The sequence below is a fragment of the Agarivorans sp. MS3-6 genome (assembly GCF_054112545.1).
In genome coordinates this window covers 853107-877138 of the sequence record NZ_CM134202.1, presented here as the reverse complement: position 1 = coordinate 877138, position 24032 = coordinate 853107, and the positions used below count along the sequence as shown (strand labels likewise).

Here is a 24032-nt window from a genome sequence, read left to right as displayed (position 1 = left end):
TTCGCCCCCATTGTTGTTTTTACGCTCCCTAGTGAGTGGTATCAGGAGAATAATGATGCCTAGAGAATTTAGCCGCCCAGATAGGGTTGCCCAACAAATTCAAAAAGAAGTCGCGGTGATTTTGCAACGTGATGTACGAGATTCACGTTTAAGCCTAGTGACGGTTTCAGCGGTTGAAGTGACTCGAGATTTGGCTTACGCCAAAATCTTTGTGACTTTTTTAGATGACAGTGAAGAAGCAGTCAAGGCTAGCCTTGAAGCCCTAAAAGAACACTTGCCGTATATTCGCCATTTATTAGCTAAGGCGATGCGTTTACGCGCTGTTCCAGAACTACGCTTTGATTACGATGGTTCTTTGCGTGAAGGTTTGCGAATGACAGAGTTGGCTAGCCAGGCAGTAAAAAGCGATCAGCAAAAAGCTGAAGCATCGGGTCGTACCTTGAGTGACGACTTAGAACAAGAGCCAGAGAAAGAGGACGAATAAATGGGACAAGGACGCAGAAAAAAAGGCCGCCCAATTGATGGGATCCTTCTGCTGAATAAACCTACTGGTGTTTCTTCTAACGGCATATTGCAGCGGGTGAAACGCATTTACTTTGCTCAAAAAGCTGGCCATACCGGTGCGCTAGATCCACTCGCTACTGGGATGTTGCCAATTTGCTTAGGCGAGGCGACTAAGTTCTCACAGTTCTTGTTGGATTCAGATAAACGCTACCAAGTCACCGCGCAATTAGGGGTAAGAACGAATACTTCTGACTCTGATGGCGAAGTGGTTGAGCGACGTGAAGTATCATCCACTCAAAATGACATAGAAACGGCTTTAAACGCGTTTCGCGGGCCTATTAATCAGGTTCCGTCTATGTTCTCTGCTTTAAAACATAATGGTAAACCCTTATATAGCTATGCACGAGAAGGTATTACTATTGAACGTGAAGCGAGACCTATCACTGTCTATGAAAATAACTTTATCTCGCTTGACGGTGACATGCTGACGCTGGACATTCACTGTAGCAAAGGGACTTACATTCGCACCATTATCGACGATTTAGGTGAAATGCTCGGTTGTGGAGCCCATGTCGTTAAACTACATCGCTCACAAGTGGCAGATTACCCCAGTGAACGGATGGTCACCCCTGAACAACTAGAAGCGCTGCTTGAGCAGGCTAATGACGGTGAGATGGCACCTAAAGAGTTGCTTGATCCTCTTTTGTTGCCGATGGACTCTGCGGTAGCTCATTTAGCTGAAGTAAACATTCCTGAAAGTCTAGGGGGATATTTGCTGCAAGGACAAGCTATGCAGGTGGCAGGTGCACCGTTACATGAGGTATTTAGAATCACTATTGGTGAGCAGCGTCGTTTTGTCGGTATTGGTCAGCTTAATGATGACGGCTTAGTCGCACCTAAGCGTTTGATTCAAAGTGTAGATAGTTAAGCGAGTTGCTTGCAACTGCTGAAACGTCGCTATATAATGCGCGTCCTTCATCGCTGAGTTAGTGATTGGCGATGAGTAAATTTATATATTTTAGGAGTTAGTATGTCACTAAGTAGCACTGAAAAAGCAGCAATCGTTGCAGAATACGCACGTGAAGCAGGAGACACTGGTTCTTCTGAAGTTCAAGTTGCTTTGTTAACAGCACAAATCAACCACTTGCAAGGTCACTTCAAGAAGCACATCCACGATCACCACAGCCGCCGTGGTCTACTACGTATGGTTAGCCAACGTCGTAAATTGCTTGATTACTTGAAGCGTAAAAACCAAGCGAGCTACGCTGAGTTGATCGCTAAATTGGGTCTACGTCGTTAATTTAACGCCGCCAATAAAGAATATTTAAAAGGGAGCCGGTTGGCTCCCTTTTTTGTTGCTCAAATAAAAGTCACAAACTCGCGAGATAACAAGGCTTTTAGTAAGGATAAAGTTATCTTTTGCCATAGCATTGTTTTATACTTTAGCGCGAATTAAAAGAGCACATAAATTAAAGGAAATTCACGTGAATCCTATCGTAAAAACGTTTAAATACGGTGAGAATACAGTCACCATCGAAACTGGCGCTATTGCTCGTCAAGCAACAGCAGCTGTACTGGTAACTATGGATGATACAACAGTATTCGTATCAGTAGTGGGTAAGAAAACCGCTACACCTGGCCAAGATTTCTTCCCGTTGACTGTTAACTACCAAGAACGTACTTACGCAGCAGGTAAAATACCTGGTGGTTTCTTCAAGCGCGAAGGTCGCCCTTCGGAAGATGAAACCTTAATCGCACGTTTAATTGACCGTCCTATTCGCCCGTTGTTCCCTGATGGCTTCGTAAACGAAGTACAAGTTGTGGCTACCGTGGTTTCTGTAAACCCACAAGTTCAGCCAGACATCGTTGCTTTAATTGGTACCTCAGCGGCGTTAAGCCTTTCAGGTATGCCTTTTAACGGCCCTGTAGGCGCGGCACGTGTTGGTTACATCGATGGTAACTACATTCTTAACCCAACCACTGAAGAGCTACCAGAAAGCAAGCTAGACCTTGTTGTTGCAGGTACTGAAAACGCAGTATTGATGGTTGAGTCTGAAGCTGAATTGCTGTCTGAAGAAGTTATGTTAGGCGCTGTTGTATATGGCCATGAGCAATCTAAAGCGGTAATTACTGCGATTAACGAGTTGTGCGAAGAAGCTGCTAAACCAGCTTGGGATTGGCAAGCGCCTGAAGTTAACGTGGCACTTAAAGATAAAGTGGCTGCACTCGCAGAGGCTAAATTAACTGAAGCTTACCAAATCACCGATAAAGCTGAACGTTACGCTGAAGTGGGCCAAATTAAGAAAGCGGTTGTTGAAGCGATTACTGCTGAAGACGCAGAACTTAATGCCCAAGATATTGGCGACGAGCTAGGCAAGTTAGAGAAAAACGTTGTTCGCTCACGCATTATTGCTGGTGAGCCGCGTATCGATGGTCGTGAACCCGATATGATTCGTGCGCTAGACGTAATGACCGGCGTATTACCACGTACCCATGGTAGCTCGGTATTCACTCGTGGTGAAACTCAAGCGCTAGTGACTTGTACCTTAGGTACAGAGCGTGACGCGCAAATGATTGACTCGCTTGCTGGCTTGCAAACATCTCGCTTTATGCTTCACTACAACTTCCCTCCATACTGTGTTGGTGAAACGGGCTTTATCGGCTCGCCTAAACGTCGTGAGATTGGTCACGGTCGTCTAGCTAAGCGCGGTGTTGCAGCAGTAATGCCAAGTTCTGAAGAGTTCCCTTACACAGTTCGTGTTGTTTCAGAAATTACTGAATCTAACGGTTCAAGCTCAATGGCTTCTGTTTGTGGTAGTTCATTGGCATTGATGGACGCGGGTGTTCCAATTAAAGCGTCTGTTGCTGGTATCGCAATGGGTCTGGTTAAAGAAGGCGACAACTTTGTTGTTCTTTCTGACATTCTAGGTGATGAAGATCACTTAGGTGATATGGACTTTAAAGTCGCGGGTTCTTCTGAAGGTATTTCTGCATTGCAGATGGATATCAAAATTGAAGGTATCACCAAAGAAATTATGGAAATCGCTCTTCGTCAAGCACAGGGCGCGCGTTTACATATTCTAGGTGTTATGGACCAAGCTATTGGTACTTCTCGTGAAGAGATTTCTGAATTCGCTCCACGTATCCACACTATCAAGATCAGCCCAGAGAAGATTAAAGATGTTATCGGTAAAGGCGGCGCAACTATTCGTGCTCTTACTGATGAGACCGGTACAACAATCGAAATCGAAGACGATGGTACAGTGAAGGTTGCCGCTACTGACAACGCTCAAGCTCAAGAAGCTATCAAGCGTATTCAGCAGTTAACCGCAGAAGTTGAAGCTGGCCAGTTCTACGAAGGTAAAGTCGTTCGTCTAGCTGACTTCGGAGCGTTTGTTGAAATTCTTCCTGGTAAAGATGGTTTAGTTCACATCTCGCAAATCTCTCAAGAGCGTGTTGCGAATGTATCTGACCACCTAACTGTGGGTGATATCGTTAAAGTTAAAGTTCTAGAAGTAGACCGCCAAGGCCGTGTACGTCTGAGCATTAAAGAAGCACTTGAACCTAGCGAAGCGCCTGCTGAGAAGCCAGCTGAATAAGCGTTATTTGGATTAACTAAATCCAATTTCGTTTAAATAGCGAGTTACAAAAAAAGCACTGAACTATGTTCGGTGCTTTTTTATTTGCTCTAGATATGTTGATTGCCTGCCATCACTAAAGTGACTGTTTTGCCGTGATGCTCACTAAAGCAAATAGTTAGTCTATTAAACGGTAAATGCCGCCATGGTTTTTCGTAAATCTTCAACAAGCTGCTGGAGTTCAATGCTTATGCCCTGGGTTTGATTGACCGAAGACTGTGAGCGTTGATTATTCTCCGCTAAACGTTCCGCTGACTCACCCACCTGCCGAGAGACATCTTGCTGCTCTTCTGCCATGCTGGCAATCGCTTCTATCTGCTGTGCTAATTGATTAATGACGGTACCAATTTGCTGTTGCATGGATTCACTGAGTTCGAGGCTTTGTCTGGAAGAGGCAGCCTGTTGTGTGGCTTTGTCTATACTACCGACGGCGGCTTTAGCACCAGCTTGGAGCTTTTCAATGCCCTGTTGGATTTGCTCTGTAGATTGATGTGTCTTACTGGCTAGCGAGCGAACTTCATCAGCCACTACAGCAAAGCCCCTGCCACTTTCTCCGGCCCTTGCTGCCTCTATCGCTGCATTTAGCGCTAACAAATTTGTTTGCTCTGCAATGCTATTAATAACATCGAGAATGGCCGCTATTTCTTTACTCAGTTTTTCAAAGCCGATGACTTCTTTGTTGGCGTGCTCAACTTGTGACAACAATTGAATAATTAGATCGGTTAATTGGCTGAAGAGTTGGCTATTTCCCTGATTGTGGAGCTGAAGTTCGTTTACCTCTTGTTGAACCAATAATATCGCTTGAGTTTCTTCAGCCACTGAACTGGCTACTTGCGCCATAGCGCTGCTGACATTTACCAATTCGTCGGTTTGTTGGCCAACCGATTGGCTGGCGAGGGCGCTGGATTGGTTTAGCTTGGTTATTTTTTGGTGGGTATTGTCACAATTATTATTCGCTTGCTGGATGAGTTCGCGAGTAGCCTGCAAAAACCGATTGACGGCGTGTGCCATTTGACCTATTTCGTCGTTACGATCGACGGTAAGGCTCCGCGTCAAATCGCCTCCCTTAGCCGCCAGTTGTTCTAGCGAAATGGATAAACGACTAATTTTTTTTAGTACGCGATTCACCATGAACCACGCTAGCGCAATGAGTAATACAATGCCGCTAACGATTAGAATGATGAGCAAACTGACGGTCATTTGGCGAGACTGCTTGTCTAGTTCTCGATTTAAATTGGACGCTGTCTGGTGGTTGGACTCTTCAAGTTGTTTAAAAATGTTTGAAAATTGGCTGAGGTCGGCATTGGCTTGGCCGATTATTTGTTGCTCACTCAATGCCCCCATTTGCTCTGTAATGACTTCACCTTGTTGGCTTAATTCTTTTTGCAGTTGATTGATTCTATTGAGGTCTATCGCCAAAACAAGCTTAGCAATGTCTGCTCCGCTAGGGTTCACCATTGCTTCAATGAGTAAAATATCAGGATCTTTGGCTGCCGCATCCAATATTTTAAAAATGGACTTTTTTCCTTCTCCTCGCGTCAGTAACTGCTTAATTTTCGGTTTTTGACGGTCAATATGGCGAGTAAGGTATTTTCCCTGCATATTGAAAAAAACTGCGAATACCACATCAGGGTCAGCATGCGCTGCTTGCACCAGCTGCGTCAGCTTAGGTATATCGTTATCCCATATTGCAGCTGGTGCAGAGGACGCGAGTAATGCTGCAAAATTAGTAGCCGCTTGGGTAACCTGTTGTTTTTGAAATAGCAGTGACTTTTTTTGCTGAGCGGCCAGCTGAGTCACTAGTTGTTGGCTTAATTCTTTACTTGCCGCTAGTGCTTGTTGGTTAGCCTCTTGCTCTAGCGTTTGCTGTTGTTGGCGCAAATATTCGGCAAGATTTTGCTGGCTTTTGGTCAACTCTTGGCTAACTTTAGTAATGAGTTTTTCAGTGGCCTGCTTACTGCTAATTCCTACACTGATAACTTGTAAAGCAATCATCAAGCTAATTGCTAGGCTTATTTCCACGAGCAGCGGGTGTTTAAAGCGGTCAAGCATATACTCTCCAATCCGTTGGGAACCACAAAATCCGAATAACTCTACTTATACTATCGGTGATCGCTTTGAAAACTGAAAGTATTTAGCAGGCTTTTACCTGTGAGGCATTCAGGTTTACAATAGCCTCACATTTTTATTGGCCTGAGATGAAATTGAATAACACTGATATTGACTGGATGAATCACGCACTTAAGCTTGCTGCGTACGCTGAGGCGCAAGGTGAAGTACCGGTAGGAGCTGTAGTGGTCTTTCAAAATGAAATCGTTGGCGAAGGTTGGAATCAAACCATTAGTTTACATGATGCCACAGCCCATGCTGAGGTATTAGCACTGCGTGAAGCTGGGGCTAATATTGGTAATTATCGATTACTCGACACCACTTTATATGTGACACTGGAACCTTGCACAATGTGTGCGGGAGCAATGGTTCATGCTCGCGTTAAACGTTTAGTTTATGGCGCTAGTGACTTAAAAACGGGGGCGGCTGGCAGTGTGTTTAACATTGTTAGTAGTGAGTGTTTGAATCATCGAGTAGAGGTTGAGGCTGGGGTATTAGCTGAAACCTGTGGTGAGACTATTAGTCGTTTTTTTCGCAAACGTCGTGAACAACATAAATTGCGAAAAAAACAACAGAGCAGTGGTTTACTCAGCGAAGCCGACTAAACCCATTTCAGACAACACAAAAGAACGTTGTCTTAATAAAACCTTACGATGCTGACGGGCCAATTGAATGCGGCGGCGTGGCGAGTGAAGGGTAACGCGTTTCTTTCTCATCATACTATCTATCCTCTCCATTATGTTCGGTAGGACGCTTTACTGGCTTAATCTCCATATAGACTAAGCATAAAACATGACAGTAATATGACATATCGTCAAGATTATTCTCTATTTTTTGGGCGTTGCCTCTTCATTGTTTTGCTTTTCGCCGTCTTCGCTAGGATTTTCTACTGGGTAAGGCGCTCGGTTTTCCATTAACTGCTGCCGACGGTCTGATTCTTTCTTTTGGGCATCTAGCCACAATAGGCTTTGATAATACTGACGAATGTTATTTACATAGTTGTACGCTTCTTGTCCTCGGGCATAGCCATACCGAGTTTGCTGATACCATTTTTTACGCATTAATAGGGGGAGGTTTTCTTTTACATCAATCCAAGCATCAGGATCGCCACCTTGAATGCGGGTTATGCGACGAGCATCTAGCATATGACCAAAGCCGATATTATAGGATACTAAGGCGAACCAAATTTTGTCATCAGCTATGACACTATCGGGAACCCGATTAATTAATTTCTGCAAATACTCTGCACCACCTTTAATACTTTGTTCGGGGTCGAGACGATTTGTCACTCCTACTGATTTAGCGGTGGGTAGGGTCAACATCATCATTCCGCGAACCCCGGTAAAAGATTTTGCATGTGGCCGCCAATGCGATTCTTGATAAGACACCGCTGCAATTAAACGCCAGTCGAGAGTGCCCGAGTATTGCTGAAACCATTTCGTGTATTTAGGCAGGCGCGTTTCGGTGGCTCTTAAAAAGGCCCGAGTATCGACATAGTCGAATTTTTGAATATGCCCAAAATAGCGTTCGTATAAACGGCTTATGTCACCGTTGCTGTGCCTTTCACCGATATATTCGATCAACGCACTATATAAGCTGTCATCGCGAAGGCGTTTTACCATCCATACTACAGGGGTGGCTTTTTGTAAGGTAAACGCTTCTGCTAAATCAGGATAAAACCGCTGATGTAGCGCCAATGTTGTATTGTCCACTAGGGCGAAGCGGATCTCTTCGTCTACAATGCTTTTTAGCAATTCACTGCTGTCTAGGCGATCTGTGGCCTCAATGGTTAATTCGGGGTTTTGTTTTTGGTAGCTCTTCAGAAGGGGTTGATGATAACTGCCCGATGTAATCCAAAGAGGTGAATCTACTTGGCTAATGTCGCGCGGTCTACGGGTATTTTTCTTATACACCACCGTCGCATCTACTTGATATATTTCTGGCGAAAACCTGAAATTTTCACGTAAGGCTTTAGTGGGGGAAAGGGCTGCACCTAACAAATCGACTTGTTGGCTATGTAAGCCGCGATAAAGTTCGGTTTGGTTATACAGCGGCACCATCTGTAACTCAACACCTAGGTAATCGGCGAAACCTTCGAGTAACTCGTATTCCATGCCCGTGGGTTGTTCGTGCTGGTCGTAGTAAAAAATTTGCTGACTATATAAGGTACCCACGCGTAGTTTTCCACGCTGGCGGATCTGTTCAAGCTCGGAAGTGAATGGTATCGGCTCACAGCCTTGTAACAAAAACAAGGCAAGCAACGCAAATAGAATTGCAGAGCGTTGCTGATTAATCATCAAATTTGGTATCCAGACAAATATTTTTACTCGATTTTATGGATATCTGCTTAACTGTCTAGTATTAAGCTTGGTTTTCATCGTTAAGCTAACGTTTTGTTTACCATTGTCTCGGTTTTTATCTATAATACGCGCAATTTTCCCCCTCCCACCTCCATCAGGAAAAGCGAGCACATAAATATGTTGGTACTACGTGGTGCACCTGCACTGTCTGAGTTTCGAATTGCACAACTGCTAAAGCGTTGTGCAGAACTAGATCTTCCGATTAATTCTATCTACGCTGAATTTATGCATTTTGCTGAAATAGCGAATGACCTAAGCGATGCAGAACAACAAGTATTAGATAAGCTATTAACTTATGGACCGACTATTGCGGAACATACTCCTGCTGGACAGTTACTATTAGTGACGCCGCGCCCAGGAACAATTTCACCGTGGTCTTCAAAGGCCAGTGATATTGCTCATAATTGTGGCTTAAACAATGTGCAACGTTTAGAGCGGGGCATTGCCTACTATGTTGAAGCAAGCACTGAACTAAGCGATGCGCAATCTGCGCTATTAAAAGGTCTAATTCACGACCGAATGATGGAAGTGGTTTACGCGCAAACAGACCAAGCTAACGCTTTATTTGAGCACGCCAGCCCAGCTCCATTCGCATCTGTAGATATTCTGTCAGGTGGTAAGCAGGCTTTAGAGCAAGCTAACCAAGAGCTAGGTTTGGCTCTGGCTGATGATGAGATTGACTACTTAGTAGAAAATTTCGAAAAAATGAAGCGTAACCCTAACGACGTAGAGTTAATGATGTTTGCTCAAGCAAACTCTGAACACTGTCGTCACAAAATCTTTAACGCTGATTGGACTATTGATGGTGTAAAACAGCCTAAATCGCTGTTTAAAATGATTAAGAATACTTACGAGTTGAATAGCGATTACGTATTGTCGGCCTATAAAGATAATGCGGCGGTAATGACTGGCTCAGTGGCCGGGCGTTTTTTCCCTAATGCTGAAACCAAGCAATACAACTACCACCAAGAAGCCATTCATATATTGATGAAGGTTGAAACTCACAACCACCCAACCGCTATTTCGCCATACCCTGGCGCAGCAACGGGGTCGGGAGGGGAAATTCGTGATGAAGGCGCTACCGGACGTGGCTCAAAACCTAAATCAGGCATGGTTGGTTTTACTGTCAGTAACCTACGCATTCCTGGTTTTGAGCAAGCCTGGGAAAGCGATTTTGGTAAGCCAAGTCGTATTGTTAATGCACTTGAAATTATGTTGGAAGCCCCACTGGGTGGCGCTGCCTTTAATAATGAGTTTGGTCGCCCAAATATTTTAGGTTACTTCCGTACTTATGAAGAACAAGTAGAAAGTTTTAATGGCTTAGAAGTTCGCGGTTACCATAAACCGATTATGTTGGCTGGCGGCTTAGGCAACATTCGTGAAGACCATGTTGAAAAAGGCGAAATCCCAGTTGGTGCCAAAATCATTGTGTTGGGCGGTCCAGCAATGAACATTGGTCTAGGCGGTGGCGCAGCCTCTTCTATGGCTTCAGGTCAATCTAGTGAAGACTTAGATTTCGCTTCGGTGCAGCGTGAAAACCCTGAAATGGAACGACGTTGTCAGGAAGTGATCGACCGTTGTTGGCAACTTGGTGATGCGAACCCCATCGCCTTTATCCATGATATCGGCGCTGGCGGCTTATCCAATGCTTGTCCTGAATTGGTTGATGATGGTGGTAGAGGTGGTATTTTTGACCTGCGCGCAGTGCCAAACGACGAACCGGGCATGTCTCCATTAGAAATATGGTGTAATGAATCTCAAGAGCGTTATATGTTGGCAGTAGCGCCTGAACATTTGGCGGTATTTGATGCTATTTGTGAGCGCGAGCGAGCCCTTTATGCGGTGATTGGTGTGGCCACCGAAGAACGCGACTTAGTGCTTCACGATTCACATTTTGGTAACGACCCTATTCGTATGCCTCTTGAAGTTTTGTTAGGTAAAGCTCCTAAGATGCATCGCGACGTGCAATCAGCAAGCTTTAATGGCCCAGCATTTAACAGCAGTAAGCTGGATTTAGCTGAAGCTGCAGAGCGCTTATTGCGATTACCCACCATTGCAGAGAAAACCTTCTTAATCACTATTGGTGATCGCAGCGTAACCGGCCTAGTGGCTCGTGACCAAATGGTGGGGCCTTGGCAGGTTCCTGTCGCTAACTGTGCAGTGACTGCTGCGAGTTATGATACCTACCATGGTGAAGCTATGTCTGTGGGTGAACGTACCCCTGTGGCGTTGATTGATCATGCAGCCTCTGCGCGTTTAGCAGTGGCTGAATCACTGACTAACATAGCGGCGACCAACATCGGGTCGCTAAATAACATTAAGTTGTCTGCCAACTGGATGTCTGCGGCTGGTCATCCAGGTGAAGATGCTGGCTTATATGCAGCTGTTAAAGCGGTTGGTGAAGAATTATGTCCAGCCTTAGGGTTAACTATTCCAGTAGGTAAAGATTCGATGTCGATGAAGACTGCTTGGCAAGATAATGGCCAAGATAAGTCGGTGACATCGCCTCTATCTCTAATTATTAGTGCCTTTGGCAAAGTCGAAGACATTCGCCTTACTGTTACTCCGCAACTACGTAATGATGCCGGTGATACAGACTTGATTTTGATCGATCTGGGTCAAGGTAAGAACCGCATGGGGGCATCATGTTTAACGCAAGTGTATAAACAGTTGGGCAACAAGGTGCCTGATGTTGATTCGCCTGAATTATTAAAAGGCTTCTTCAACGCCATTCAAAGCTTAACCGCTGAGCAAAAGCTGCTTGCCTACCATGACCGTAGTGACGGAGGTTTGTTTACGACTATTGCAGAGATGGCGTTTGCTGGACATTGTGGTGTAGATGTTGCGCTTGATTTGCTGGCTGGAGAACCTCTTGAGGTATTATACAATGAAGAGCTAGGCGCAGTAATTCAGGTTAAATCTGAAAATAAAGAAGCAGTTCTTAATGTATTGGCAGGACATGGTTTAGCTACTTGTAGCCACGTTATCGGCTCGCTAAATGACGATGACGCCGTTCGCTTTACCCTTAATGGCGAAGTCGTTTTGGCTAACAGCCGTACTTACTACCGTAGCATTTGGGCTGAAACAACCCTACAGATGCAAGCGTTACGTGATAATCCTGAATGTGCCAAGCAAGAATTTGAGCTGAAACTCGATGCTGCTGACCCTGGTTTAAACGTTGGTTTGAGCTTTGACATTAACGAAGATGTTGCCGCTCCTTACATTGTTAAGGGTCTGAAACCAGAAATGGCTATCTTGCGTGAGCAAGGAGTAAACTCGCATCATGAAATGGCTGCAGCCTTTGACAGAGCCGGTTTTGCCGCGGTTGATGTTCACATGAGTGACATACTTGCTGGGCGGGTTAGCTTAGACAAGTTTGCCGGTCTAGTGGCTTGTGGTGGCTTCTCTTACGGTGACGTATTGGGAGCGGGTGAAGGTTGGGCTAAGTCGATTTTGTTTAATGAGCGCGCTCGTGAGCAATTTAGTGCATTCTTTGAGCGTAGTGATTCGTTTGCTTTAGGTGTATGTAACGGCTGTCAAATGTTGTCTAACTTAAGTGAATTAATCCCTGGCGCTGATTTATGGCCACGCTTTGTGCGCAATGAATCAGAGCGTTTTGAAGCCCGCTTCAGTTTGGTTGAAATTCAGCAATCACCGTCTATTTTCTTGAATGGTATGGCGGGTTCACAAATGCCAATTGCGGTATCACATGGTGAAGGCCGCGTTGAAGTGCGTGATCAGGCTCATCTAGACGCTATTGCGCAAAGTGGTACAGTCGCATTGCGTTACGTTGACAACTACGGTGACGCAACCATGCAATACCCCGCGAACCCGAATGGCTCACCGTTGGGGATTACTGGTTTATCAAGTAAAGATGGTCGAGTCACTATTATGATGCCGCACCCTGAGCGTGTATTCCGCACGGTTGCAAACTCTTGGCACCCGGATGACTGGCGTGAAGATAGCCCTTGGATGCGTATGTTCCGTAATGCTCGAGTTAATGTAGGCTAGCCTAACATTTATGCTTCGCAATAAAAAAAGCCACCGCAAGGTGGCTTTTTAATGCCTAAGGCAAGCTATAGCGTAAAGCGTTTGACTAACTCTTCTAGTTGTTCTGCCCGTTCATTCAAGGTCAAGCTACCCGCGCGATTTTCTTGGGCGAGTGAGGCTGATTGGCTCGATTGGTCGGCAATATGTACTACCCGCTGTGATATTTCTTGGCCTACATGGCTTTGTTCTTCGGTTGCGGTAGCAATCAGCGCATTCATATCCATAATGTGTTGAATCGACTCTTTAATGAGCTGAAGCGCATCACTGGCGGCGTTCGCACCACTTACGGCTTCGTCACTGCGACTTTGGCTACTATCCATCGCTGATACAGCTGCATCAGAACCATTTTTTAAGCGCTCAATCATGGTATGAATTTCGCCAGTACTTTGCTGTGTGCGGCTAGCCAATTGTCGAACTTCATCAGCGACAACTGCAAATCCACGACCTTGTTCGCCAGCACGCGCGGCCTCAATAGCGGCGTTCAATGCTAATAAATTGGTTTGCTCGGCAATGCCTTGAATGACGCCAAGCGCGGATGAAATGTTTTGTACATCACTTTCAAGCTTGCCTATTACTTCACTGGCTTGGCCTATTTCATCGGCTAATTGCTGCACAGTACTTACCGCTGAACTTACCGTACTCATGGCTTGTCCGGCATTATTGTCCACTTCTTGAGCAGAGCTGGCGGCTTGGTTAGCGTTATCCGATACGTCATTGGCTGATGCGGTCATTTCTGTCATCGCGGTAGCCACTTGCTCGGTTTCTTCTCGTTGTTCAACCAACAATTTGTCAACGGTATTAGCACGATCTGACATTGATGATGTCTCGCTGGCCACATCGTGAGCCACTTTTCCCACCATGCCGATAATGTCATGGAGTAAAGCGATGAAGGCGTTGAAATTGGTGGCTAGCTGACCAAATTCGTGAACATAATTCGTATCTAAGCGCGCGCTAAGATCTGCATCACCAGAGGCTAAGCGGGCAAATGACTGATTTAAGTCTTGCAATGGTGCCATAATACTACGGTTGATAAAGTAACTAATGATCAAAGCGACACCTAATAATACCAAGCCGGTAAGCATGATAAATAGCATTGAAGACTGCAGGCTTTGTTTAGCGTGAGCCTCTAACTCGGCGATTATCGCAGTAACATCTTCGGTGTAAAAACCGGTGCCAATGTAGATATCCCACTTATCCAAATAGATAGCGTAACTTAGCTTTGCCAGTGCTTCATTACTGCCGGGTTTTGGAAAGTAGTAAGTGTAGTATTCTCCATTTTTAGACGCTTTGAGTAGGTCTCTAACAAGGTATTGGTTTTTTTTATCCTGTAATGACCAAAAGTTTTGACCTATACCCTTATCGCTTTTTCCGAGTAATACCCGAGTACCGGTCTTGTCGTAGCCAAACAGATAACCCGAGTCTCCATATTGTAGACGCTTAAGAATGGGCAGGGCGTCTTCAAAGCTCCCCCCTGATTCGTATATGTCTGCAATGGCTGAATATGCTAAATCCATATAAGCTTTTAATTCAGCTTGTTTCATGGATAGCATGCTTTGCTCTGTTTGGGCAGACTGCGCTTGACTAAGTTCATTGGTTTCAGAGTAAGTCAGCAGCAAAATGCAGCTAGCCAGTATAAGAACCGGAGCTAAAGCTAACACTAAAAGGCGTTGACGGATGGTTAATGACATTGCAGATTCCCTCGCGATGACGTTTTGGTTACAAATTATTTATAATATTAGGGGAGGCTAACATAGTTGAAGATTGAGTTTTGTGAATCATAGCCATTCCCGCCTAAGCAATACCAAAGATAGGTAGATTTTTGTTGCTACATCTGAGCTTAATTGCATGGTGAACATATTTGGGCACGATACAGCGTAGAAAATGCCTTAACAGCCAACGTAGTTGCTGTCTCCAAATTAGCTATAAATAGCTAATGCGCTAATGTATTGAGGAGTTCTTATATCAGTATAGGCGGCAGTTGGTGTAGGGAGAGGGCATCTTGGGCTTAAGCCTTATAATTGTGATAAAGGCTCTGTTTTAACTGAGTTTATTGTCATTTTTTGAGCGGCTGCTTGTCTCGATTTTATCGCTCAATCGCCATTTAACAAGGAGATGATGTGGGCTTCGAATTATCACCTAACAGCCCTCACTAAATGAGGGCTGTTTATTCGTTGCTGTCAAGCTTACAAGGTGAAACGTTTGACTAACTCTTCTAGTTGTTCGGCTCGTTCATTGAGGTTTATGCTGCCGTTGCGGTTTTCTTGAGCCAAGGATGCCGACTGACTGGATTGATCTGCAATATGCACGATGCGTTGAGAAATTTCTTGGCCAACATGGCTTTGTTGTTCGGTCGCGGTGGCAATTAGCGCATTCATATCCATAATATGTTGTATCGATTGTTTGATTAATAACAAGGCCTCACTGGCCGCATTAGCGCCAGTAACCGCATCGCCACTGCGCCCTTGGCTGGTATCCATGGCAGATACCGCGGCGTCAGAGCCGCTTTTCAAGCGCTCAATCATAGTATGGATTTCGCCGGTACTTTGTTGAGTTCGGCTAGCTAATTGACGAACTTCATCAGCCACTACAGCAAATCCTCTGCCTTGTTCGCCGGCGCGAGCAGCCTCAATAGCAGCGTTTAATGCCAGTAGGTTGGTTTGTTCTGCGATTCCTTGAATCACGCTTAATGCCGATGAAATGTTTTGAACATCACCTTCGAGTTTGGCGATGACAGCACTGGCCTCACCTATTTCATTGGCTAAGGATTGTACCGTTTCTGCTGCACTATTTACGGTGTTCATGGCTTGCTCGGCATTATTATCAACTTGCTGTGCTGACTCAGCAGCTTGGTTAGCATTGTCAGAAACATCATGGGCAGAGGCTGTCATTTCAGTCATTGCGGTCGCCACTTGTTCTGTTTCTTCGCGTTGCTCAACTAGCAGTTGGTCAACGGTATTTGCTCTGTTCGACATTGAAGATGTTTCATCGGCCACATCATGCGAAACCTTTCCAACCATGCTGATAATTTCATGTAGCAGTTCGATAAAGGCATTAAAGTTGGTTGCCAACTGGCCAAACTCATGCACGTAATCGGTTTTTAAGCGGGCACTTAGGTCAGCCTCGCCACTGGCCAGCTTTTCAAACGAGTGATTGAGATCTTGTAATGGGGCCATAATGCTTCGATTGATGAAGTAGCCAGTTATTAGGGCAAACCCGAGTAAAACGGCGGCGGTAAAGCAAATAAACACTAATGAGGCATCTAAACTGTCATTTGCATTGCTTTCAATTACCTCAATCATTTCTTCAACGTCATCGGTGTAAAACCCGGTACCGATCATCAGGTTCCAACGGTCCAAATACAGCGCGTAACTAAGCTTTGGTAGGGGTTCTGAAGCGCCCGGTTTAGGGAAATAGTAGGTATAGAACTCTCCTTTTTTTGACGCTTTAATCAGGTCTTGAATCAGGTATTGGCCTTGCTTATCTTGTAGTGACCAGAAGTTGTCGCCGATGCCTTTGTCAGAATTTCCAACAAATACTCTAAGCCCCTTATTGGTGTAGCCAAATACATAGCCTGTATCTCCATACTCAAGGCGCTTTAGCAGTGGTAATGCACTGTCTAAGCTTCCGCCGTTTTCGTAAATTTCGGAAATGGAGGAATAAGTCATGTCCATGAAGGCTTTAAGTTCTACCTTCTTCATATTTAACATGTTTTCTCGAGTTTCAGATGATTGCTCGTTGATTAATTTTTGAGTTTCAGTCACGGTGAGTACAAGGATACTCGCGGCCAAAATCAGCACTGGAGCAAGCGCTAAGAAAATTAAGCGTTGACGTATGGTTAGCGACATATTGATATTCCATTCAATAGTTAGTTAGCAATTTATTGTAAGTGTAGTCGCCTTAGTGTTGAATATTTTGCTGAGCTTTAAATCAATTCGTAAATGTGATCAAGACTTTGTTTTCAAAGCCAATTAAATGTTTCGATTGTTATCATTTCCAACAATGGCAGGAGCTGGGTGCTGCTGATGCCAAATTTTAGTGGGAACAATATCGAGTGCTGTCTTATAGCCAATATCAAACAATCGTAGTTTATCTTTATCGCTTAAATGAAAATCTACAGGAGATGTATTACCGGTATTGACAACGATGGTTCGGTGCCAAAACTTCTCGTTGACGTACTCACGGGAAATAGTCGTCATAAAGGTACGAATAAGCAGTGAGATATAAGCGGCTAGAGGAAAGATACCGTTGGTTTGTAAAGGTTTTATATCGTTATCGCCACGTAAGCGAAAACAGATAACAGGGGTGCCGTCGGTGGCCCAGTCTTGATGTAAAGCATCTTCAGACAAAATGCTACCATCAACCATGAGATGATCTTGATAGGGCTTAAAAGAAAAAATAAGCGGGATCGACATTGAAAACCGCACCGCTCGAGATACTTTTTCATTGGGGGTTTTTATGGCATCAAACACGACTGGTGAACCTGAACGTACATCGGTAGCAACAACATGCAATTTCATTGGAAGATCTTTGAATCGAGCTCCTTGCAATAAATCATCTATCCAAGCTTCAAATTTGTCGCCGGAACACAAGCCACCGTTACGTAATAAACTGATGAGGGAGAAGCCCTTAAATTGCTCGAAATCGGTGTCTAAGGCTATCGCTTTGATTTGCGCTACACTCATTCCGCTGGCAAATAGTGAACTGATAATACTCCCGCCAGATACGCCTACAATGTGAGTAAAGTCTACGTTGAGCTCTTTTAGGCCTGCCAAAATTCCGATGTGTGCGGGTAGGCGAGTTCCTCCTCCTGCAAAGATAGGTACTAAGGTTCTCGCCTCACTTGATTGCATTCGTCATTTCCTTGATTGATGATAGTTAAAGTATGTCGCATATTTTTGACATCGCTAGCCTTTATTGAAATAACTTAATTGCTTAATCAATAGCGGCTTCGTTTGGGGATATAGGTAGGTGTAGTTTGAAAAATAATTGGCGTGTTTTGCTTAGCAAGTTATTGCTATGTACCTTTTTATTGGTGACTAGTTGGCTAAGCCATGCACAATTGCCCGACTGTAATAATCAAACATTACAGTATACACCTCCATCACCTGACGCTATTCAGCGCTTAAACGATACTGAACCATTTACTATCGCAGTATGGAATAGTTACAAGGGACAACATGTTGACTGGCTAGCCACTTTTACAGCTATAAGCCAGCAAGCAGACTTCATTCTATTGCAAGAGGCAAGTCGTAAGCAGCTAGCTAGGTGGTCGGAAGGCCCTCGATGGCATCAGTACCAAGCAATAGCTTTTGAGTGGCTGGGTGATGGCTTAGGCGTGATGAATTTTGCCAAACAAGCCAGTATTCAAAGTTGTTTAGCGTTAAGCACAGAGCCATGGATCCGTGTACCTAAGTCTGCGTTATTACAGTTGTACCACTGGCAAGGGCAGGACCTGTTATTGATCAACGTGCATAGCATCAATTTTACCTTGAGTGAAGATGACTATATGAAGCAGTTACAACAGTTAGGTCCTTGGTTGGCAGCTTATGATGGCGCTATGGTGTTGGCGGGGGATTTCAATACTTGGAGCGAAGGCCGGCTATCGATTCTTGAACAATTTATCAGTGCTCACCAACTAAAAACCGTTAAGTTTAAGCCTGATGACCGAACGCGATTTTTCGGTAAGGCTCTGGACCACATCTTTTACCGAGGGCTCAGCCTAAATAGTAGCCAAAGCGTTATTTCAGAAAGCTCTGATCATAACGCTTTATTAGCTAATTTTAGTTTGCTTAGGCGCTAACCTCTGCCACATTAATATGCAGTTTCAGCTTTTGGCCGGGTTGTAAGTAGTGACTTTTGCTTAAATCATTCCATTTAAGCAAGTCATTGACCGACACTTTGAACTTCTGAGCTATACGGGACAGCGAGTCACCATTTCTTACTTGGTAGGTGATCGTTTGAGTCCGTTCATCACTGGCGTTAGATTTTTTCCAAATAACCAGCTTTTTACCCGGCTTAAGCGTGTCGGTTGGTGCCATACTATTCCAACTGGCAATATTGCGATGGTTGACTTTATAGGCCTTAGCAATACTCCAAAAACTGTCGCCAGGTTTTACCGTATAGCTCATTTTAATATCGCCACGAGGTTTATTCTGCTTGGCCGCAAGTCGTTGGCTTTGACTTAAAGTGTAAGCGCTTTGGTCTCTAGATGACACGGGGACCAGTAGGTGATGGCCTGCCCTTATTCGAGTGCTATTGAGTTGATTCAGCTCTTTTATTTGTTGGCTAGTGGTATTGTAGCGCTTGGCTATAACACTCAAACTATCACCAGGTTTAACTTTATAGCGTGCCCACTGCATTCGGTCGCTTTTTGATAGTGACGCTAGGGCTATTTCAAAATTAGCGATACTTTTTACTGGTATCATTAAGTAATGTGGTCCGTCTGGAGCGGTAGCCCAGCGGTTAAAGCCTGGATTTAAACGGTGAAGCTCCTTAAGTTCTATGTCCGCTAAATCGGCTGCTAAGGCTAAGTCAATTTGGCTATGGGTATCTATTTTTTGAAAGTAAGGCTGGTTGCTTATCGCTGGAATATTTAACTGGTAGGCCTCTCGGTTTGTTAGCATTTGACTTAAGGCCAGTAATTTAGGCACATAGGCGCGAGTTTCTTTAGGTAAATCTAAAGACCAAAAATCGGTGGCTTTGCCCGCTTTTTGGTTCGCTCTTATCGCTCTTCTTACTCTACCTTCGCCAGAATTATAGGCCGCTAAAGCATGTAACCAATCGCCATCAAAAAACTTATTGAGATATTCTAGGTAGTCGAGCGCGGCATTTGTTGAGGCATATACGTCTCGACGTCCGTCATACCACCAGTTTTGTTGTAAGCCAAAACGCGTACCTGTACCGGGAATGATTTGCCACATACCTGCAGCTCTCCCATGAGAATAAGCAAAAGGTTGGAAGGCACTTTCAACAATCGGTAACAAGGCTAATTCAAGCGGCAGTTCACGACGTTCTATTTCTTCAACAATAAAAAATAAATAGGGGTTAGCGCGTTGTGACACCCGGTTCATATAATCGGGGTGTTTTAGAAACCAGTTTAACTGTGCTTGTAGGCGGCGGTTATTTTCAGGTAATGGAATGGATAACTGGTCTTCGATTCGAATCCACACGTCGTCGTAAACGACAGGGGCATTAACTAATTCAGCGTCGGTAGCTGTGGCTTGATCGGTGATTGACTGCGTGAGTGCCCGCTCGTCAGGTTTTGCTGCCTGAGCGTCTAATGGTTTAGTGGCGGGCTCTTCTACAGCCACCGCTGCATCTTGAGTGGTAGGTGTCGTCAGTTGGCAAGCGCCCAATAACAATGTAAAAAGGCCAACTATGAGCGCTTTCATGATCTATCCGTTTGGTGTTAATTAGCCGCTAATGGTATTGAGGTCGGCTTTAATTAGCAAGTCAGAAGCGGTCTTTCCATGATCTTAAACCTGCGAACACTTCTATCTCATTGTTTAGTGGTTGCATCAGTTCTAGTGCGACTGAATCACGAATACTATCTTCTCCACAACGTAAAAATGGATTGATAGCCAATTGCTCATTAAGGCTGGAGGGGAGGGTAGGCAGGCCCATTTGCCTTTGTTTGCTGACATGTTGTTGATATTTTTGTAGTGCAACATTGTCAGGTTCTACCGTTAAGGCAAATTGCAAGTTGGCCTGGGTATATTCATGGGCGGCATAGATGAGCACCTCGGGTGCTAATGCCTTAATTTTGCTCAGAGAGGTATGCATTTGCTTGGCGCTACCTTCAAACAGTCGGCCGCAGCCAGCGGAAAAAAGGGTATCACCTATAAAAAGGTGGTCATCTGCTAAATAGGCAACGTGATCTAGTGTATGCCCTGGCACTTCAATTACTCTTATCTTGCTTTGCAAGCCATTGGGCGTCAGTTTCACGCCACCCTTAACAACGGTATGAGGAAAGTGATAACGAGCGTTACTAGGCGCAAATACTTGGGCATGTGGATAGGCCGCCAATAAGGCATCTACCCCCCCTATATGATCACTATGATGATGAGTAATCAGTATTGCACTTAATTGACAGTTCATATCAGCTAAGCGCTTTAACACTGGCTGCGCATCACCAGGATCGACTACGATACAATCGTTACAATCAGGCTCTTTTACTAACCAGATATAATTATCATTGAAGGCAGGAATATGGATGATTTGCATTATGATATCTCTGTCGTTAAAGTCGTTGGGACATTATTGCCTTAACTGCAGTAGATTGGTACGGGGAATTGATGAAACCGGCAAAAATACGCGATGTAATAGCCAGCCCAGACTTCTGGCAAGATCTACCTCTAGGTGATTGGTTGATGGAGCAACAACAAAGCTTGCTTGATCAATATTTACCCGTGGCCTTTGGGTACCACATGCTTAAATTAGGCAATTTAAGTGCTCAGTTGAATTGTCATGCATCAATGATTCGTCATCAACTTAATGTTGCTCATAAAGGACATTTAGTTGGCTTAAGGGCTGAACCAGAACAATTGCCCTTTCAAGAGAGCAGTTTAGACCTTTGCTTATTAGCGCATTGTTTGGATTTTTCTAGAGACCCTCATCAAATTTTACGCGAAGTTGAGCGGGTTCTTACTGCCGATGGCTACGTTATTATTAGTGGCTTTAATCCCTTTAGTTTGGTCGGTTTACGTCGTTATTTTCCATTTCGCAAGCGTGGTATGCCGTGGTCTTGTCGAATGTTTACGCCTGCACGAGTAAAAGATTGGTTAAATTTATTAGGTTTTGAAATACTCAATGATGAGCGCTTCGCTTACACCTCATTTATTAACAGTAGCCCAGCGCCAAAGTGGTTTGAGCGTTGGGGGAAACGTTACTTCAGGGTCACTGCCTCGGCTTATTTTATCGTGGCAAGAAAGCGCCGGGCACCGCTCACGCCAATTAAAAAAGCGTGGCGAGTTAAACGTCGTATCTCGGTTCCTTCTTCTATAAGTGGTTAAAGGCGGCCTGTTGTTCTCCCTTAGCAACAGCCGGAGCATCTATCACTCATTATGCAGCCCGTTGATTTCCGTCATTTGCTGGTCTTGTTATTTATTCCCTGTTTGTTTACTTGATTGAGTCAAATGAAGTGGGTTTGGTTAGGCTTGCCCTTTTTGCGCTAATGAACACGATTAAACAAGTAAACTTCTTTTGGCATATCTTTGTTAAACTAGAGATATTATCCGCATAGTGTCGTATAGGAGCTATTTTGAGCCAAGCCAAGAACCACCGCTTAGTGGTATTTGATACAGAAACCACCGGTATGAATGATAGTGGTGGCCCCATTTATCAAGGCCACCGAGTGATTGAAATTGGTTGCGTAGAGGTGATTGACCGAAAGTTAACGGGCAATACTTTTCATGTTTATATCAACCCAGAACAATTAATTGATGAAGATGCGATACGTGTTCACGGTATTACCGATGAGTTCGTGGTTGATAAACCCTTATTTAGAGAAGTGGCCCGCGATTTCATTGAGTTTATTCGCGGAGCCGAGTTAGTGGCCCACAACGCAAACTTTGATATTAGCTTCCTAGATCACGAGTTTGCCATGATGTCTCGCACATTAACTCAAGCAATGCCTAAGTGTGCCGATATTTGTAGTATTACCGATTCGCTGTTGGTGGCACGACGCGGCGAATATAATAAACGAGAGATTCAATTAGCGGGTAATAAGCCTTTACCTGCTCGTAAAAACTTGGACTCTTTAAGTGACTATTATGGTGTAGATCGCTCTTCAAGAACCTATCACGGCGCTTTGCTTGATGCTGAGTTGTTGGCTGATGTTTTCCTGAAAATGACCGGCGGTCAAAATAAACTAAATTTGAAGCAAAAGGGGAGTGGTGATGGTGCAGGTGTGCGACCTATTGACACCAACAGAGCTCCTTTAAAGGTAGTGTTTGCTACCGAGCAAGAGCTAGTGAATCATCAGGAACGTTTAGATTTGGTTGAAAAAAAGGGAGGCCAGTGTCTCTGGCGAAACTAATTATAATGATAAAAACAACCCTATGGTTATGCTTATGTTTAGTGTTACCACTGCAGGCTACAACGGTTTTTGAAAACCGGGATATTCCGCTAATCGACAACCGTTTTAGGCTAGATCATAGTATCGATAAAGCCACGTTTTTACTTTATCGAACCCCCGGTTCGCCCGCCGCAATATTGGTTCGCCCCGATGGAAGTAAAATTTACGCTTGGGACGTGCCCAAAAATGTGAGTTGGCTGGAAACAGACGAGTTAGACATTGTTACCATTGCTAACCCGATGCGCGGTCCTTGGCAAGCAGTGGCCGAAAATAAAGGGCGTAATAGGGTTCGTATACTCAGTGAAGTAGAACTCACCACAGACCCGATACCCCATCAACTCTATCAAGGTGAACGGCTTAAAATCACTGCTCGTTTAAGCACTAAAGGAGAGCGTATCGATTTAGAGCTCATGCTTAAAGAAGCGTTGATGAATATTGCGTTAATGCGCCAACAACTATCAGACGATCAACAGGTCGAAATAAGAAGGTTAGAGCTAGGCAAGTTTTATGATGACGGGAAAAATCATGATGAGTATCCCGACGACGGTATTTTTACTACTCATGTAAAGCTTGAGGCTCGCCCCGGTAAATACGAGATGGTGATTAGTACGCTCAACCAAGTGTTTACTCGTGCTCAACGTTCTCCGGTACTCATTTATCCTAATCCTGTGGCGATAAAAGTGATGTCGCCGAAAGATGAGGAGCGGCAAGCGCGGATGGCTTTGGTCATTGATACCGATGAACTCAAGCCTGAATCAGTGGTGATTAGTGGCAAGGTGTATAACAACGTTGGCTGGGAGCAGGCCTTTCAAACTTATGCGACGAGTGAGCAGTTTACCGTGGATTTGCCCACCCCAAAAGAACAAGGACGCTACCGCGTAATGGGCACCTTGCTGGCGACTACTCTGCAAAACAGAGAGATCGTGATTGATTTACCGGAAGAAGACTTTGTGATTTTACCGCCCCCCCCACCGCCACCAAAAGTTGTAGCGCCTATACCGGTCAAGGTCGAAGATCCTGGAATGTCTCTGTGGTTGATCATTTTGTTATCGGTTAGTGGGTTTTTAATACTCGTCGGTTCGGCGTTTGGCTTTATTTGGTGGAGAAAACGCAAAGCTTTTGCTGAAGCGTTAAAGGGAGCGCGTGAAGCTTCAGAAACCAGCGTGACTGCAGAACCTAAAATGGATGAGGCTGGTGGATTAAAGATGCCACCCGAGTGATTTTTTAACCGTTATGGCTAAAAGGTCATCGCTTTGGCTAAAACATCAGCGCTTGAACAGATTTTTAAAGAAATAA

General features: G+C 44.6%; 18 protein-coding genes. 10 read left to right on the top strand and 8 right to left on the bottom strand.

Annotated features, from left to right (window positions below; genetic code table 11):
• The first annotated feature begins 55 nt into the window (after nucleotides 1–55).
• The 4 genes from rbfA to pnp all read left to right on the top strand — a co-directional run bounded on the left by rbfA (nucleotide 56) and on the right by pnp (nucleotide 4103).
• Nucleotides 56–484, top strand: a complete 429-nt coding sequence (gene rbfA, locus ACVFI8_RS04125) for a 30S ribosome-binding factor RbfA (RefSeq protein ID WP_248715601.1) — start codon at nucleotides 56–58, stop codon at nucleotides 482–484.
• On the top strand, nucleotides 485–1432 hold the full coding sequence (gene truB, locus ACVFI8_RS04120; protein WP_248714711.1) for a tRNA pseudouridine(55) synthase TruB: 948 nt from the start codon (nucleotides 485–487) through the stop codon (nucleotides 1430–1432). It begins immediately after the preceding gene.
• Between the two features lie 102 nt (nucleotides 1433–1534).
• Complete coding sequence (gene rpsO, locus ACVFI8_RS04115; RefSeq protein WP_016402372.1) at nucleotides 1535–1804, top strand: 30S ribosomal protein S15; 270 nt, start codon at nucleotides 1535–1537, stop codon at nucleotides 1802–1804.
• Nucleotides 1805–1988: 184 nt separating this feature from the next.
• On the top strand, nucleotides 1989–4103 hold the full coding sequence (gene pnp / locus ACVFI8_RS04110) for a polyribonucleotide nucleotidyltransferase (protein WP_248714712.1): 2115 nt from the start codon (nucleotides 1989–1991) through the stop codon (nucleotides 4101–4103).
• Between the two features lie 165 nt (nucleotides 4104–4268).
• Here the strand turns inward: pnp and ACVFI8_RS04105 are convergent, their stop codons facing one another.
• Complete coding sequence (locus ACVFI8_RS04105; RefSeq protein WP_248714713.1) at nucleotides 4269–6194, bottom strand: methyl-accepting chemotaxis protein; 1926 nt, start codon at nucleotides 6192–6194, stop codon at nucleotides 4269–4271.
• A gap of 146 nt (nucleotides 6195–6340) precedes the next feature.
• On the opposite strand from ACVFI8_RS04105, the gene tadA reads away from it, so the two are divergent.
• A complete protein-coding gene (gene tadA / locus ACVFI8_RS04100; RefSeq protein WP_248714714.1) occupies nucleotides 6341–6856 on the top strand; it encodes a tRNA adenosine(34) deaminase TadA in 516 nt (171 codons plus the stop codon).
• Here the strand turns inward: tadA and ACVFI8_RS04095 are convergent.
• Together ACVFI8_RS04095 and mltF are read right to left on the bottom strand one after the other, a co-directional pair.
• Entirely contained in the window at nucleotides 6836–6970 is a 135-nt protein-coding gene (locus ACVFI8_RS04095; protein ID WP_256469334.1) for a hypothetical protein, read from the bottom strand. The genes tadA and ACVFI8_RS04095 overlap by 21 nt on opposite strands.
• A 108-nt stretch (nucleotides 6971–7078) precedes the next feature.
• Nucleotides 7079–8548 carry a membrane-bound lytic murein transglycosylase MltF gene (gene mltF, locus ACVFI8_RS04090; RefSeq protein ID WP_457873090.1) on the bottom strand — a complete coding sequence of 490 codons (1470 nt, stop codon included), beginning with the start codon at nucleotides 8546–8548 and terminating at the stop codon, nucleotides 7079–7081.
• Between the two features lie 180 nt (nucleotides 8549–8728).
• On the opposite strand from mltF, the gene purL reads away from it, so the two are divergent.
• Nucleotides 8729–12622, top strand: a complete 3894-nt coding sequence (gene purL, locus ACVFI8_RS04085) for a phosphoribosylformylglycinamidine synthase (protein WP_457873089.1) — start codon at nucleotides 8729–8731, stop codon at nucleotides 12620–12622.
• 65 nt (nucleotides 12623–12687) lie between these two features.
• Here purL and ACVFI8_RS04080 read toward each other — a convergent pair whose 3' ends face one another.
• The 3 genes from ACVFI8_RS04080 to ACVFI8_RS04070 all read right to left on the bottom strand — a co-directional run bounded on the left by ACVFI8_RS04080 (nucleotide 12688) and on the right by ACVFI8_RS04070 (nucleotide 17511).
• Complete coding sequence (locus ACVFI8_RS04080) at nucleotides 12688–14349, bottom strand: methyl-accepting chemotaxis protein (protein WP_457873088.1); 1662 nt, start codon at nucleotides 14347–14349, stop codon at nucleotides 12688–12690.
• A 495-nt stretch (nucleotides 14350–14844) separates the two neighbouring features.
• A complete protein-coding gene (locus ACVFI8_RS04075) occupies nucleotides 14845–16506 on the bottom strand; it encodes a methyl-accepting chemotaxis protein (protein ID WP_457873087.1) in 1662 nt (553 codons plus the stop codon).
• 123 nt (nucleotides 16507–16629) lie between these two features.
• A complete protein-coding gene (locus ACVFI8_RS04070; protein WP_457873086.1) occupies nucleotides 16630–17511 on the bottom strand; it encodes a patatin-like phospholipase family protein in 882 nt (293 codons plus the stop codon).
• 125 nt (nucleotides 17512–17636) lie between these two features.
• Between ACVFI8_RS04070 and ACVFI8_RS04065 the strand changes: the two genes are divergently transcribed.
• Entirely contained in the window at nucleotides 17637–18461 is an 825-nt protein-coding gene (locus ACVFI8_RS04065; RefSeq protein ID WP_457873085.1) for an endonuclease/exonuclease/phosphatase family protein, read from the top strand.
• On the opposite strand, the gene ACVFI8_RS04060 is transcribed toward ACVFI8_RS04065, so the two are convergent.
• Both ACVFI8_RS04060 and gloB read right to left on the bottom strand, forming a co-directional pair.
• Nucleotides 18451–20052 (bottom strand): LysM peptidoglycan-binding domain-containing protein, encoded by a 1602-nt coding sequence (locus tag ACVFI8_RS04060; protein ID WP_457873084.1) that lies wholly within the window; start codon nucleotides 20050–20052, stop codon nucleotides 18451–18453. The genes ACVFI8_RS04065 and ACVFI8_RS04060 overlap by 11 nt on opposite strands.
• Before the next feature lie 61 nt (nucleotides 20053–20113).
• A complete protein-coding gene (gloB, locus tag ACVFI8_RS04055; RefSeq protein ID WP_457873083.1) occupies nucleotides 20114–20884 on the bottom strand; it encodes a hydroxyacylglutathione hydrolase in 771 nt (256 codons plus the stop codon).
• 71 nt (nucleotides 20885–20955) lie between these two features.
• Between gloB and ACVFI8_RS04050 the strand changes: the two genes are divergently transcribed.
• The 3 genes from ACVFI8_RS04050 (at nucleotide 20956) to ACVFI8_RS04040 (ending at nucleotide 23956) form a co-directional block, all read left to right on the top strand.
• On the top strand, nucleotides 20956–21672 hold the full coding sequence (locus ACVFI8_RS04050) for a class I SAM-dependent methyltransferase (RefSeq protein ID WP_457873082.1): 717 nt from the start codon (nucleotides 20956–20958) through the stop codon (nucleotides 21670–21672).
• Nucleotides 21673–21920: 248 nt separating this feature from the next.
• On the top strand, nucleotides 21921–22697 hold the full coding sequence (gene dnaQ / locus ACVFI8_RS04045) for a DNA polymerase III subunit epsilon (protein WP_256469335.1): 777 nt from the start codon (nucleotides 21921–21923) through the stop codon (nucleotides 22695–22697).
• A gap of 5 nt (nucleotides 22698–22702) precedes the next feature.
• Nucleotides 22703–23956: a TIGR03503 family protein gene (locus ACVFI8_RS04040; RefSeq protein WP_457873081.1), complete on the top strand. Its 1254-nt coding sequence runs from the start codon at nucleotides 22703–22705 to the stop codon at nucleotides 23954–23956.
• Nucleotides 23957–24032: the final 76 nt, after the last annotated feature.

Bases quoted from the DNA above. Each gene is read 5' to 3' on its own strand.
- gloB (WP_457873083.1), bottom strand. From the start codon at position 20,884: ATGCAAATCATCCATATTCCTGCCTTCAATGATAATTATATCTGGTTA.
- tadA (WP_248714714.1), top strand. From the start codon at position 6,341: ATGAAATTGAATAACACTGATATTGACTGGATGAATCACGCACTTAAG.
- ACVFI8_RS04105 (WP_248714713.1), bottom strand. From the start codon at position 6,194: ATGCTTGACCGCTTTAAACACCCGCTGCTCGTGGAAATAAGCCTAGCA.
- purL (WP_457873089.1), top strand. From the start codon at position 8,729: ATGTTGGTACTACGTGGTGCACCTGCACTGTCTGAGTTTCGAATTGCA.
- ACVFI8_RS04050 (WP_457873082.1), top strand. From the start codon at position 20,956: ATGAAACCGGCAAAAATACGCGATGTAATAGCCAGCCCAGACTTCTGG.
- ACVFI8_RS04075 (WP_457873087.1), bottom strand. From the start codon at position 16,506: ATGTCGCTAACCATACGTCAACGCTTAATTTTCTTAGCGCTTGCTCCA.
- rbfA (WP_248715601.1), top strand. From the start codon at position 56: ATGCCTAGAGAATTTAGCCGCCCAGATAGGGTTGCCCAACAAATTCAA.
- ACVFI8_RS04095 (WP_256469334.1), bottom strand. From the start codon at position 6,970: ATGATGAGAAAGAAACGCGTTACCCTTCACTCGCCACGCCGCCGCATT.
- mltF (WP_457873090.1), bottom strand. From the start codon at position 8,548: ATGATTAATCAGCAACGCTCTGCAATTCTATTTGCGTTGCTTGCCTTG.
- ACVFI8_RS04040 (WP_457873081.1), top strand. From the start codon at position 22,703: ATGATAAAAACAACCCTATGGTTATGCTTATGTTTAGTGTTACCACTG.
- rpsO (WP_016402372.1), top strand. From the start codon at position 1,535: ATGTCACTAAGTAGCACTGAAAAAGCAGCAATCGTTGCAGAATACGCA.
- ACVFI8_RS04070 (WP_457873086.1), bottom strand. From the start codon at position 17,511: ATGCAATCAAGTGAGGCGAGAACCTTAGTACCTATCTTTGCAGGAGGA.
- ACVFI8_RS04080 (WP_457873088.1), bottom strand. From the start codon at position 14,349: ATGTCATTAACCATCCGTCAACGCCTTTTAGTGTTAGCTTTAGCTCCG.
- ACVFI8_RS04060 (WP_457873084.1), bottom strand. From the start codon at position 20,052: ATGAAAGCGCTCATAGTTGGCCTTTTTACATTGTTATTGGGCGCTTGC.
- truB (WP_248714711.1), top strand. From the start codon at position 485: ATGGGACAAGGACGCAGAAAAAAAGGCCGCCCAATTGATGGGATCCTT.